This is a genomic window from Pseudomonas sp. G3-39 (assembly GCF_054790485.1).
Map to the genome: position 1 here is coordinate 645,102 of NZ_CP186497.1, position 11,251 is coordinate 656,352.

The 11,251-nt window shown below is 60.7% G+C and carries 12 protein-coding genes; 8 read left to right on the forward strand and 4 right to left on the reverse strand.

All coding sequences use genetic code 11. From position 1 onward, the window contains the following. Window positions 1–92 precede the first annotated feature (92 nt). The 5 genes from ACOYXG_RS02835 (at window position 93) to ACOYXG_RS02855 (ending at window position 4,615) form a co-directional block, all read left to right on the forward strand. The gene (locus tag ACOYXG_RS02835) at window positions 93–395 is read left to right on the forward strand and encodes a MazG-like family protein (RefSeq protein ID WP_007951009.1); all 303 of its coding nucleotides are present in this window, start codon (window positions 93–95) and stop codon (window positions 393–395) included. Further along, window positions 395–1,144: a methyltransferase gene (locus ACOYXG_RS02840; protein WP_202370051.1), complete on the forward strand. Its 750-nt coding sequence runs from the start codon at window positions 395–397 to the stop codon at window positions 1,142–1,144. Before ACOYXG_RS02835 ends, ACOYXG_RS02840 begins: the two co-directional genes overlap by 1 nt. 12 nt (window positions 1,145–1,156) lie before the next feature. After that, window positions 1,157–1,765 carry a DUF4136 domain-containing protein gene (locus ACOYXG_RS02845; RefSeq protein WP_098967043.1) on the forward strand — a complete coding sequence of 203 codons (609 nt, stop codon included), beginning with the start codon at window positions 1,157–1,159 and terminating at the stop codon, window positions 1,763–1,765. A 51-nt stretch (window positions 1,766–1,816) separates the two neighbouring features. After that, on the forward strand, window positions 1,817–2,374 hold the full coding sequence (locus ACOYXG_RS02850) for a DUF4136 domain-containing protein (RefSeq protein ID WP_007963018.1): 558 nt from the start codon (window positions 1,817–1,819) through the stop codon (window positions 2,372–2,374). A gap of 252 nt (window positions 2,375–2,626) precedes the next feature. Further along, window positions 2,627–4,615: a TadG family pilus assembly protein gene (locus ACOYXG_RS02855; RefSeq protein ID WP_103368077.1), complete on the forward strand. Its 1,989-nt coding sequence runs from the start codon at window positions 2,627–2,629 to the stop codon at window positions 4,613–4,615. Here ACOYXG_RS02855 and ACOYXG_RS02860 read toward each other — a convergent pair. Both ACOYXG_RS02860 and ACOYXG_RS02865 read right to left on the reverse strand, forming a co-directional pair. Next, window positions 4,612–7,341 carry a PAS domain-containing sensor histidine kinase gene (locus ACOYXG_RS02860; protein WP_027613606.1) on the reverse strand — a complete coding sequence of 910 codons (2,730 nt, stop codon included), beginning with the start codon at window positions 7,339–7,341 and terminating at the stop codon, window positions 4,612–4,614. The genes ACOYXG_RS02855 and ACOYXG_RS02860 overlap by 4 nt on opposite strands. After that, on the reverse strand, window positions 7,338–7,778 hold the full coding sequence (locus ACOYXG_RS02865; protein WP_027613607.1) for a TadE/TadG family type IV pilus assembly protein: 441 nt from the start codon (window positions 7,776–7,778) through the stop codon (window positions 7,338–7,340). Before ACOYXG_RS02865 ends, ACOYXG_RS02860 begins: the two co-directional genes overlap by 4 nt. Window positions 7,779–7,853: 75 nt before the next feature. Here ACOYXG_RS02865 and ACOYXG_RS02870 point away from each other — a divergent pair, with 75 nt between their 5' ends. Then, the gene (locus tag ACOYXG_RS02870; RefSeq protein WP_027613608.1) at window positions 7,854–8,324 is read left to right on the forward strand and encodes a prepilin peptidase; all 471 of its coding nucleotides are present in this window, start codon (window positions 7,854–7,856) and stop codon (window positions 8,322–8,324) included. Window positions 8,325–8,450: 126 nt separating this feature from the next. After that, a complete protein-coding gene (locus ACOYXG_RS02875) occupies window positions 8,451–9,227 on the forward strand; it encodes a response regulator transcription factor (protein WP_027613609.1) in 777 nt (258 codons plus the stop codon). 44 nt (window positions 9,228–9,271) lie between these two features. Here the strand turns inward: ACOYXG_RS02875 and ACOYXG_RS02880 are convergent, their stop codons facing one another. Then, window positions 9,272–9,679, reverse strand: coding sequence for a response regulator (locus tag ACOYXG_RS02880; protein ID WP_027613610.1), 408 nt, complete (start codon window positions 9,677–9,679; stop codon window positions 9,272–9,274). Window positions 9,680–9,738: 59 nt separating this feature from the next. Beyond that, the gene (locus ACOYXG_RS02885) at window positions 9,739–9,942 is read right to left on the reverse strand and encodes a Flp family type IVb pilin (protein ID WP_027613611.1); all 204 of its coding nucleotides are present in this window, start codon (window positions 9,940–9,942) and stop codon (window positions 9,739–9,741) included. Between the two features lie 337 nt (window positions 9,943–10,279). On the opposite strand from ACOYXG_RS02885, the gene cpaB reads away from it, so the two are divergent. Continuing rightward, entirely contained in the window at window positions 10,280–11,230 is a 951-nt protein-coding gene (gene cpaB / locus ACOYXG_RS02890) for a Flp pilus assembly protein CpaB (RefSeq protein ID WP_027613612.1), read from the forward strand. The last annotated feature ends 21 nt before the right edge of the window (window positions 11,231–11,251 follow it).

Below are 11,251 nucleotides of genomic sequence, written 5' to 3' on the forward strand. Positions count from 1 at the left end.
GAGGGTTTGCCTCAATCCTGTGTGGGAGCGAGCCATGGCCGCTTGCGTTCAGCCGACAACCCCCCGAAGCTATACGCCTTCAGGAGAGCCCGATGAACCTTGTTGAACTGACCGAACGCCTGCACGCCATTCGTGACCGCAATGACTGGCGGCAATTTCACAGCCCGAAAAACCTCGCCATGGCTGCCAGCGTGGAAATGTCCGAGCTGGTGGAGATCTTCCAGTGGCTGACGGAAGACCAGTCGCGCCAGTTGCCGGCAGACAAACTGGCGCATGCCGGGCAGGAAGTCGGCGATATCGTCCTGTATCTGTTGCTGCTGTGCAGCGAGTTGGGGCTGGACATGAATGAAGTGGTGCGCAGCAAGCTCGCCGACAGCGAACGGCGGTTCAGCTGATGAGCGACCGACATTTCGATCAGTTGGCGACCCGTTTCGCCGAAAAAATCTACGGCGGCGCCAAAGGCGCGATTCGCCTCGCGGTGTTGCAGGCCGACCTGGCCGAAGCGTTGCCGGACCGGCCGTTGCGCGTGCTGGACATCGGCGGCGGTCTGGGCCACATGTCGCTGTGGCTGGCCGAGCGCGGCCATCAGGTGACCTTCACCGAGCCGGCCGAACCGATGCTCGAAGGTGCTCGCCAGCGCTTCGCCGAAGCCGGGCAGAGTGCAACGTTCATTCAGGCACCGTGGCAGGAGCTGCTCGGTCAGCTCACCGAGCCCTACGATCTGGTGATCTGCCACGCGGTGCTCGAATGGCTGGCCGAACCCCATGCGATCCTGCCGGTGCTGCATCAACTGACCCAACCCGGTGGCTGGCTGTCGCTGGCGTTCTACAACCGTGATGCGCTGATTTATCGCAACCTGCTCAAAGGCCATTTCAAGAAGATGCGCAAGAACACTATGGCCGGTGAAAAGCAGAGCCTGACCCCGCAGCAACCGCTCGATCCGCGGGAACTGGCAACGCAACTCGAAGACTTGTGGCAGGTCGAAACCCAGAGCGGGATCCGAGTTTTCCACGACTACATGCCGGTGGAATTTCAGGCCCGCGCCGAACTGGCGGACTTGCTGGAGATGGAACTCGCACACCGTCGTCACCCAAGCTTCGCCGGGCTTGGGCGTTACTTGCACTGGATCTGCCGGCCGATCTGATCGGAGCACCACATGAAAGCTCAATCCGGTTTATTGCTGATCTGTCTGGGGTTGGCCGCCTGCCAAGGCAGCAACCCGTACGTCGCGCAGTCGCGGCCGTTGCCGCCAGCGCCGCCGCAAGCGGCCAACACCTTTGATCGCAGCGCCTACCCGGCGCCGACACGCGATTACGGGCGCTATCGCAGTTGGGCCTGGCTCAACGGGCAGTTACCGCCGGGCACGGCCTGGGCCGACTCGGCGCAAGTGGCCGAAGCGGTGAGCAATGCGCTGGATCAGCGTGGTCTGCGGCCGTTGCACGACAATCGTCCGGCCGATTTGCTGGTCAGCGCTAATCTGCGTCTGGAAACCCGCTTGCGTCAGGTGCAGGACGATTACGGTTACGGCGGATACAGTGGCTATGATCGCTACGGGCGCGGTTACGGCATGTACAACACTGTGCCGATTGTTCGCACCTATCAGGAGCAGGTCGTGGTGGTGCAGGTCAATCTGTTCGATGCCGGCACCGGTCAACCGGTGTGGAGCGCCAGCGCCGAGACCGCCAACCAGGGTAGCCAACTGGTGCGCACCGACGCCATTCGCGAGGCTCTGGAAAAAGCCCTGTCGGCCTATCCGCCGAGCTAGACTTCATGTGAGAACGCTTCGCAGGTTCAGGCCTTCAACCGGAGAACAACCATGTTCCGTCGTCTCGCTTTACTGGCCATGGCCGCGCTGCTCAGTGCCTGCGCTGCCAACCAGGTCAATCACGACTTTGACGCCAGCCGCGACTTCGCCGCTTATCGCAGCTGGAGCTGGAAAGAACCGGCGCTGCAATATCGCCCGGATGATCCACGGATCAAGAGCGACCTGACCGAGCAACGCATCCGCCAGGCCGTCAGCGATCAGCTTGATCAGCGCGGTTTGCGCCCCGCCGCTGCGGGAGCCAAGGGCGACCTGAGCGTGCAGACCTACCTGATTGTCGAGGATCGCCAGCAGCAAGTGACCACCAACTACGGCGGCGGTTGGGGTGGCCCGTGGAACGGTTACTGGGGCGCGCCGATGTACAACGAAACCCGCAACATCACCTACAAGGTGGCAACGATCCAGATCGATCTGCTCGATGGCAAGGACGGCAAACTGGTGTGGCGTGGCAGCGATGAGCAGATGCTCAGCAGCACGCCGAACCCGCAGGATCGCAGCAACGCAGTGCGCGAAACCGTCAGCCGGATATTGGCCAACTATCCACCGCGCTAGTTCGCTGTAAAAAAAAGGGAGCCCAAGAGGCTCCCATTTTTTGCCCCACCACAAATCTCCCTGTGGGAGCGGGCTTGCTCGCGAAGACGGCGTGTCAGCCACATCCATGTTGAATGACACAGCGCATTCGCGAGAAGACGAGGTCTGCAGGGTTTTGTGCAGCACCAAATGGCGCGTTGCCATTAGCGCCGTCTACACTCAAATCCACCATCGGAGGTAGCGCTCGGCAACGCGCCGGCAAAGGAGTGCGCCATGTCGCCTCGTACGCAGTTCAACGGCCCGGCCCGGCAACGCGGGGCGATCGGGTTGATGGCGGCGCTGACACTGGGCCTGGCTCTGGTGTGCATGGTGCTGGTGGTCGATAGCGGCCGTTTGTACATGGAGCAGCGCCGCCTGCAGCGGGTGGTGGATGTGGCGGCACTGGAAGCGGTGTCGCGCCAGGGCGATTGCCTCACGGGCACAACGGCTGCCACTTATGCTACAGCGAGCGCTGCACGCAACGGCTTCACGGTGGGGCAGGGTACAACGTTGAACGTGACCTGCGGCACCGTGCAGACCGGGGCGAACAATTTGCGTTCGTTCAGCGCGAACGCTGCGCAAAAGCAAGCCATCAGTGTCGTTGCCACTCGCGTGGTACCGACCAGCGTCGCCGCCGCCCTCTACGGCCTGTTCACTCCGGGCGCCGTGTCCACGACCACTCGTCTTACGGCCACGGCAGTCGGGACTTACGCGGTACTGCCGCCGATCGCCCAACTGACCATTGGCACCACCGTGCTGACCATCGACGCCAGCAAGTCGGCTGCCCTCAATGCGTTGATAGGCCAGATGCTTGGCGGCAATCTCAACCTCAGTGTGGCGGGCTGGCAGGGGTTGGTGAACACCAATATCAATGTGCTGAGCTACCTCAATCAGCTGGCGCTGGATGTCAACGTTCAAGCCGGGAATTACACCCAACTGCTCAGCCAGAACATACGGCTGACACAACTGATCGACACCGCCATCAATGTGCTGACCCAGGGCGGCAAGACCGCCAGTGTGGCGGTCGACGGCCTTGTCGGGCTGCGGGCGGTGGTGGGCAGTACTTCGGTGGTGCTCGGGCAATTGCTGCAACTGCAAACCGGCGCTGCGTCTTCGGCGCTCAACGCCAATCTTCAAGTTTTCCAGTTGGTGGAAGCCTTCGTGCAACTGGCCAACAGTCAGAATGCGTTGGTGGCGAGCGTGCCGCTGAACATTCCGGGGCTGGTCAATGGCTCGGTCAAGGTCAAGGTCATCGAGCCGCCGCAATTGTCGGCGTTCGGTAACCCGGCACTGGCAAAGGCCGACCCCATGGGCGCCAACCGGATCTATGTGCGAACCGCCCAAGTGCGCACGGTGATCTCGCTGAATCTGCCGTTGCTCAGCGGTGTCGCCGGCCTGGCCAACGCGATTGTCAGCACGCCATTGGTGGGCGGGTTGACCGACACCCTGAACAACCTGTTGCACTTGAACATTGCCGGTACCTTGAACTCGTTGTTCTGCACATTGGGCGGAACCTGCCAGCGCACCGACCTGAAAATACTGCCAACCTCGACCATCGACATCGCCCTGGATGTGGCCGCCGCCGATAGTCATGTCACTGATTACAGTTGCGTCAGCGATGCGACCAAGACCTTGACCACCCAGACCAACTCATCGCTGGTCAAGCTCAAAGTCGGCAGGATCGATGCTGCCAATGCCTTTTCGTCCTCGGCGGACATTACTGTGCAGCCGCTGGCGCTGATCGATGTCGGGGTCATCACCTGCACCATTCCGCTGTTGGGACTTGGCTCGGCGACCTGTGATCCGAACAGCCGCATACCGTTCTACGGCGGTGGCCTGGGGATCAAGGTCGATACCTCGGTGGCCGCCACACAAAACACGCACATCTACAATCAGCCGCCGGAAGTCAGGACACCGCCGCAGTACTACAGCTTCGGCACTCAAGGGCTGGTCGACAGCCTCAAGGGAACATTGGCCGGCGTTCAGGTGCAGGCATACAAGCCGACGGGCTCCAGCCTTTTGGGTGGTTTGCTGACCACCACCGCGGATGTGCTGGCAGGGGTGAACAGCACGCTGGGCGTCGTGATCGATAATCTGCTCAGTCCGGTGCTCGATCCGATCCTTGATGGTTTGCTCGCCAACCTTGGCATCACTCTGAACAAGGTTGATGTTGGCGCCAACCTCAGTTGCAAGCCGCCCGGACAGCCGATGCTGGCGATCTAGTCGATCACTGCAACCGGCAGCTCAATGCAGAATCGTGCGCCTTCATCGCCGTTGCGCGCACTCAGGCGTCCGCCCATGTTTTCGACGATGCCATAGCTCACCGACAGGCCCAGACCGGTGCCGACACCCACCGGTTTGGTGGTGAAAAACGGCTCGAAAATCCGCTCCAGCAGGCGTTGATCGATACCGCCGCCGTTGTCCTCTACCCACAACCGCACCACGTGCTCGTCGCTCTCGGCAGACACGGCGATCCATGGCTGGAAATCACGATTGGCTTCGCGCTTGCTCAGCAGCGCATCGCGGGCGTTGACCATCAGATTGATCAGTACCTGCTCCAGTTGGTCGACATAACCGCGCACCTGCACCTGCAAGCCTGACTCCTTGACCCGCAACTCCACGCCTTTGCCGCGCAGACCCTCCGAAAGCAACGACAATGTGCCTTCGATGGCATCGAGGGGATTGAACGGTTGCTGTTCGATTTCCGAGCGGCGTCCGAACACTCGCATGTGATCAACCACCCGTGCGGCGCGCTGGACCTGAGCGTCGATTCGATTGAGCTTGTCGGTCAGGTAATCGACCTGCACATCGCCGTTGCTCAGGCGCTTGAGCACGTTGACGATGGCCATGCGCATCACATTCAGAGGTTGATTGATTTCGTGCGCAAGACCGGTAGCCATTTCGCCGAGGGTGGCCATTTTCGCGCTCTGTGTGAGCTGCTGCTGCGAGCGGCGCACCTCCGTGTTGTCGCGTCCCACTGCTTGTACTTCGAGCAGTCGCCCATGCTCGTCGAACACTCCGCGATCCGACCAGACCCACCACGCATGTTCGCGGCCGGGCAGGCGCAGATTGATTTCGGCAGTACTCACCGGTAGTTGCGGGGTCAGTTGCGCCAAGCGCTGGTTGAACGCTTCGCGTTGTTCGTCGGACATCCAGCTGCCGAGGTTAACCCCGGTCAGCTCCTCCGGTGCACATTCCAGATACTTCGCCAGGGGCCGGTTGCCGAAGATCAGCGTCAGGTCCGGGCGATAGCGGCAGATCATCGCCGGCGAATCTTCCACCAGAATCCGGTAGCGTTCTTCGCTGGCCCGGACCTGTTCAGCGGCGAGCGTCGCCTCGGTGACATCCAGCCACAGGCCCACCGCTTCCACCGGCAAACCGAGATCGTCGCGCAGCAGTTTGGCTTCATCGAGCAACCAATGTGCCTGGCCTTGCTGGTCGAGAATCCGGTAGCGCGTGCTCACCGTGCCCTCGCGCAGCAATTGGCGGGTGCGCTGGAAATAGACGGAGCGGTCGTCGGGGTGCACATGCTCTACCAGTGCGCCGTCGGCGCAGTCGGCCAGACTCCAGCCCAGCAGCGGTTGCAGGCTGGCGCTGAAAAAGGTCGGTTGCAGCGCACCTTCGACGTAGCGCTGCACATAGATCACCGCCGGTGAACTGGCGATCAGGTTATCCAGCCGCGCGTGTGCGGCGGCGGCCTGTTGCTGCTGATTCTTGATGTCGCTGATGTCCAGCATGAATCCCACGAGTCGGCGTTCGGCACCGATGCCCAGCGCCTGGCCCTGTACGCGATACCACATCAGTGGTGCCTCTTCGGTGCGTTGCAGGCGCACGCAAAGCTCCAGCGGCGAGCCTTCATCTTGCAAGGATTGCAGGTTGCTGCGCAGTTCATCCCGGTCGGCGGGGTGTACACGGGCAAACCAGTCCTGAAGCGACAGGCGTGTTGCCGGCAGGCCGAGGTTGTCGGCCAGTGCCTTGGCCAGTTGCACCTCGGCGCTGTCAAACACTTCCCACCACCCGGTGCCCAGCAGCGCCTGGAGGATCTCCAGGCGTTCCAGTTGTTGCTGATGATGGTGCTCACGCAAGCGCTCCAGCAGTGGTGCGGCGATGGCGGTGGCCAATGACTGCCAGTCACGATCGCTGAGGTCTGGCGCCTGTTGCCGGGCGTCATAACAGGCACAGAGCAACCACGCCGCCACACCCCGAGCGTCGCAGTAGGGCACGGCAAAACCCGGATGGGGGCCAGATACGCTGCTCAGTCGTGGCTGCTCGCTGGCATTCAGTTGTTGGGGCGCCGCGCTGTTCAGGCTATCCAGCGCAGTACCCAGACGTTGTCCCGGGTGCCACAACTGCGGCGCGTCGAGCGCGGTGTAGTGTTGATGGATCTGCCAGCCCTGTTCCTGATCGTCGAGCAACGCCACCGCCAGACACGGGATATGCAAGTGCTGGCTGACGCGTTGCAATTGTTCGCCGAGCACATCGGCCAGGCGCACGAGGCTGCACTGACACAACTGATCGCGGATCTGTCCCGCGAGCCATTGGCACTGCTCACGACTGTGTGCCTGACGCCGCTCGCTCAACAGGTCACCGATGTCGAGCAAGTGCATCAGCCAGCCTTCACTCCGGGGCTCGATCCAACCGCGTAAATGCAGCGGGGGGCCGGCCTGGCTGAAGAAGTCCAGATCGAGTATTTGCCCCTGCCAGTCCTGCGGCCGACCTTCAACCACAAGGCTGCTCTGAGGCAAAAGGTAGTCGGTCAGGTGTGTGAGCGGACGGGCCGTCAACTGCACCAGCGCATGGCGTACCGGGCCGCTCAGGTGCTCGACGTGACCGTCATTGTCCAGATACACCTGCAGGCCGACGCTCTGCACCAGAGGAGAACCCGGGGCGTCAGGCAAGCCCGGCGGTCGATTGAGCAGGCGGCCGAGCAAGGTGTGGCCCGCACTCAAAACTGCAGGCTCGAGGAGGCGCGCAATGTCGCCGGCAGACGCGGCACCGGACCGATTCCCGGCAGCACCAGAAACGGCAGTGCCTGATTCAGTTTGGACGTGGGGTAATTGATGCTCACCGTCAGCAACCCTCCGACATAGGTGATGCTGCTGTCGGTGGCGGCGTTGAAGTTCAGTGCCCCAGGCAGCCATCCCAGTTGCCGGGTCAGTTCGGTGCGGGCGAGGTTGGTCAGTGCAGTCGAGTAGTTGGCGGTGGCCGGATCCAGCGCCACGCTGCGGCGCACTGCCTCGGCGGTGGACTCGTTGAATGACTGCATCAACAACAGCGGCAGGCTGTAGCTCACCAAGCCGTAAAACACCGCGAAAAACACCACGAACACCAGGGCGAACTCAATGGCCACGGCGCCTTTTTGCTTGCGGGGGAGGTTGGTTTTCATGAGTGCGTCTACCCTGACAATCACTACGTAATGTCAGCATAGAATCAATCGGCCAAAACGGACGTTTTTTAGCGCATGCACAGCATTGTCCTACTGATCTGGCTGACGCTTTGCGCGGCGCAGGATGCCCGACAGCGGCATATCTCCAATGTGCTCACGCTGGGGGGCGGCGCCTTGGCAATGGTCTATCTGTTGGGCACCGGCAACACCTGGCTTGGAGCTGAAGCGGTTCAGGGCGGTTGGGCCGCATTACTCGCTCTGGTGCTGACATTGCCCGGTTATCGATGGCGCCGATTGGGCGCCGGCGATGTGAAACTAATGACAGCCTTTGGTCTTGCGACGGACGGTCAGCTGTTGCTTTACACGTTTATCGGCGCCGCACTCGCCAGTTTGATGTGGTTATTGCTTGCGCCAAAACTCTGGCTGCATATGAGTCAAGGGGTTAGGCAACGTCTACGATATCTGGAGCCATCAAAGTCAAAAAAGCTGCCATTTGCACCGTTCGTGTTGAGTGGAACGCTGCTGGCTTTGCTTTGGATCCATTAGTCGCCAGCTGCCACTACTGCTATGTACATAGTAGGAAAGTGGGTCTACTTTCAAATCAGCGGTTATACAGCCACCTGCGCTGAGTACAGGAACGGTCAGCCTTTTGGCCTGAGCATGGAGTTGCAAGTGAACAAGCTTACGTCCGTTATGAAGGTTCTCGTGGTCGACGATCAGCCACTGATTGTCGAGGAACTGTGCGAATTTCTCGAAAGCAGCGGCTACCGTTGCGTGCCTTGCGAATCCAGCAAGCAGGCCATCGAGCAATTTGTCGAAAACCCCGCCATCGGCCTGGTGCTGTGCGATCTGCACATGCCGGACATGGACGGTATCCAGTTGGTACAGGAACTGCAGCGTCTTTCGGGCAAGCACCGGGTGTTCGAGGCCATCATGCTCACCGGTCGCGCCGACAAGCAGGATGTGATCAAGGCATTGCGTGCCGGAATCGCCGATTACTACCAGAAGCCGATCAACATGGACGAGCTGCTGGAGGGTTTGCAACGTCAGGAAGCTGCCTTGCAAGAACGGCAGAAAACCCTGCAACTGGGACACTTGAACGAGAAGCTCCAGTATCTCTCCGAGTCGATCGACGACCTGTACCAAGATCTCGACAAGGTGCGGCGCGCGCCGGCACCGAGAAGCGATGAGCTATCGGCTGAAGGCGACGGGCTGGAAATCCCGGCGATCTTCAATCAGCTGTCACCGCGTCAGCTCGATGTCGCGCGGCTGGTCGGCAAAGGCCAGACCAACTACCAGATCGCCTGTGAACTGGGAATCACCGAGAACACGGTCAAGCTGTATGTCTCGCAGGTGTTGCGTTTGACACACATGCATAACCGCACTCAGTTGGCCCTCGCATTGTCACCAGGCACTTCAGGATTACGCCAGCGAGTGACCGCGCACTGACCTCTGTTTGTCCCGGACATCCGCCCGGGTCAAACCTTTCGATTTCAACCAATATTGGTCTTGGCCTTGGGAAACAGGTTGTCCAGGGTTTCCAGCAGGCGCACGTGATAGATCGGCTTGCGAAACAGATCGAGAACCTGCAGGCGCAGCATATCGCTGACGTCCTCCATGTCCGCATGCCCGGAGGTGACGATCACCGGCAGGTGCTGGCGCGAAGTGTGTTCACGCAGGCGCTTGATCAGCGACATGCCGCTTTCTTCCGGCATGCGCAGATCGGTGATCACCAGGGCGATATCGGGATGGCGGGTCAGATGGTGCAGCGCAAGCTTTACCGATGTCGCGGTGTGGCAAGTGAAGCCCTCGCCTTCCAGCAACTCCGCCAACTCCAGCAGTGCATCCTCTTCATCGTCGACGAGAAGCAACTGCTGGCGAGGAGGTACGGAAGAGTTCATGGGCAACACCTGCAATGGACTGAGTTCTGACGGTAGAACCCAATGGGCACATTGACAAGTTATCCGCCCAACGCAGTCTGGATCGACGTCAGGATTGCGGTAACCCGGGTACCAATGCCGTTACCGAAGGCGGCTATCACCAGCGCCACCAGACCCACGACCAGCGCGTATTCGATGGCTGATGCTCCTTCGGTGTCTTTGGCCAGGCCTTTGACGAACGCAACTTGAGCTTTGATTTTGCGGGCTACCCGGGAATACGACATGAGAGTTCTCCTTGAGCACACCAGGTGTTGCGCGTTCGCAACATGATTTCCCTGTGCCAGCATCAGCATTGTCGGCATTTTCAGGACCAACAACTGTAAGAACGAATTAATACCAAAGTAGTGAGGCACTGTTTCGCGATTCAAAACCGCTTTTGGCGCATCAGCCTTCTACTTTCGCTGGATATTTCAACCATTCGTAATGGCGTTTTGTTCTTCCTGCGCTACCGTCAAATAGCGAAATAGTTACTTGTTCATAGCTGCCTGATTGCGAAGTTATCTCGTTGGAAGTACGGGTCATTGCATAAGAAGAGCACGCAGCGGGAAAGGGAGAGCCGTCATGAACAGTCGCGTCACTTTGGGCCTGGCCGGATTGTTTCTGGTGGGGGCCATCATCGCCGGGTATTGGGGACTCACTTTGGGTCGGCAACCTGTCGCCGCTGAACCGGTCGCGACCCCCGTAGCCGTTCCTGTGGAACCAGCGCCAGCCGCTCCCGCCGCGGTGGAGGATCCGAGCCGCCAGCCAGTCGTCGTGCTGCTACGCGATATCGCCCCTTTCGTGAAAATCACCGCCGCCGATGTCGCCGTGGAGAAAGTACGAACAGCACCGGCCGGTAGCCTCGGCAATGTCGATCAGGTCATCGGACGCACGCCGTGGCGGCCGTTGAGTGCCGGCACCTGGCTCAGTGACGAGAGCTTCGAACCTGGCAGTCAACTGTCGAGGATGATTCGTCCCGGCGAGCGTGCACTGGCTGTGGCCGTTGATGAAGTGATCAATGTCGGCGGGCAACTGGCGCCGGGCGATTACGTCGACGTGCTGCTGTTTCTGCGCAAGGACGAAGTGAATCCACAACCTTCTGCGCAACTGGTAATCCCGGCGGTCCGGGTGCTGGTGGTCGGCAGCCAGACAGGACTGACCAACGACGGCCAGCCAACTGGCGCGGCCCGCAGCGACGACGAACGCCTCAAGCAGGAACAGCAACGCATGGCCGCACGCAGTGTGGTGCTGGCGGTGCCGGAGCCAATGCTCAGCCGCTTGATGCTGGCGTCCGGTGCTGGTGTGTTGCGCCTGGCCGTGCGCAGTGCCGATGAGCAGCAATTGGCGAAGTATTGGGCAGGCCAAAACGATGTTGCGACGCGCCTTGATACACCGCGTCGCGAACTCCTGGAGTTCAGTCAGCTGTCACTGGCGACGCCACCCAGACCCATGGCCGTAGCCGGTGCACCGGCCCCGCGCAAAGCGACCGTCGAAGTGATCCGCGGCGCCGAAACCACCCCACCCACTCCCTGAATAGAGCAAGGACGCCTTTAC

Excerpts from the sequence above, each read along its gene's own strand:
- ACOYXG_RS02835 (WP_007951009.1), top strand. The coding sequence starts at position 93 with ATGAACCTTGTTGAACTGACCGAACGCCTGCACGCCATTCGTGACCGC.
- ACOYXG_RS02880 (WP_027613610.1), bottom strand. The coding sequence starts at position 9,679 with ATGAACTCTTCCGTACCTCCTCGCCAGCAGTTGCTTCTCGTCGACGAT.
- ACOYXG_RS02850 (WP_007963018.1), top strand. The coding sequence starts at position 1,817 with ATGTTCCGTCGTCTCGCTTTACTGGCCATGGCCGCGCTGCTCAGTGCC.
- cpaB (WP_027613612.1), top strand. The coding sequence starts at position 10,280 with ATGAACAGTCGCGTCACTTTGGGCCTGGCCGGATTGTTTCTGGTGGGG.
- ACOYXG_RS02870 (WP_027613608.1), top strand. The coding sequence starts at position 7,854 with ATGCACAGCATTGTCCTACTGATCTGGCTGACGCTTTGCGCGGCGCAG.
- ACOYXG_RS02840 (WP_202370051.1), top strand. The coding sequence starts at position 395 with ATGAGCGACCGACATTTCGATCAGTTGGCGACCCGTTTCGCCGAAAAA.
- ACOYXG_RS02855 (WP_103368077.1), top strand. The coding sequence starts at position 2,627 with ATGTCGCCTCGTACGCAGTTCAACGGCCCGGCCCGGCAACGCGGGGCG.
- ACOYXG_RS02845 (WP_098967043.1), top strand. The coding sequence starts at position 1,157 with ATGAAAGCTCAATCCGGTTTATTGCTGATCTGTCTGGGGTTGGCCGCC.
- ACOYXG_RS02885 (WP_027613611.1), bottom strand. The coding sequence starts at position 9,942 with ATGTCGTATTCCCGGGTAGCCCGCAAAATCAAAGCTCAAGTTGCGTTC.
- ACOYXG_RS02865 (WP_027613607.1), bottom strand. The coding sequence starts at position 7,778 with ATGAAAACCAACCTCCCCCGCAAGCAAAAAGGCGCCGTGGCCATTGAG.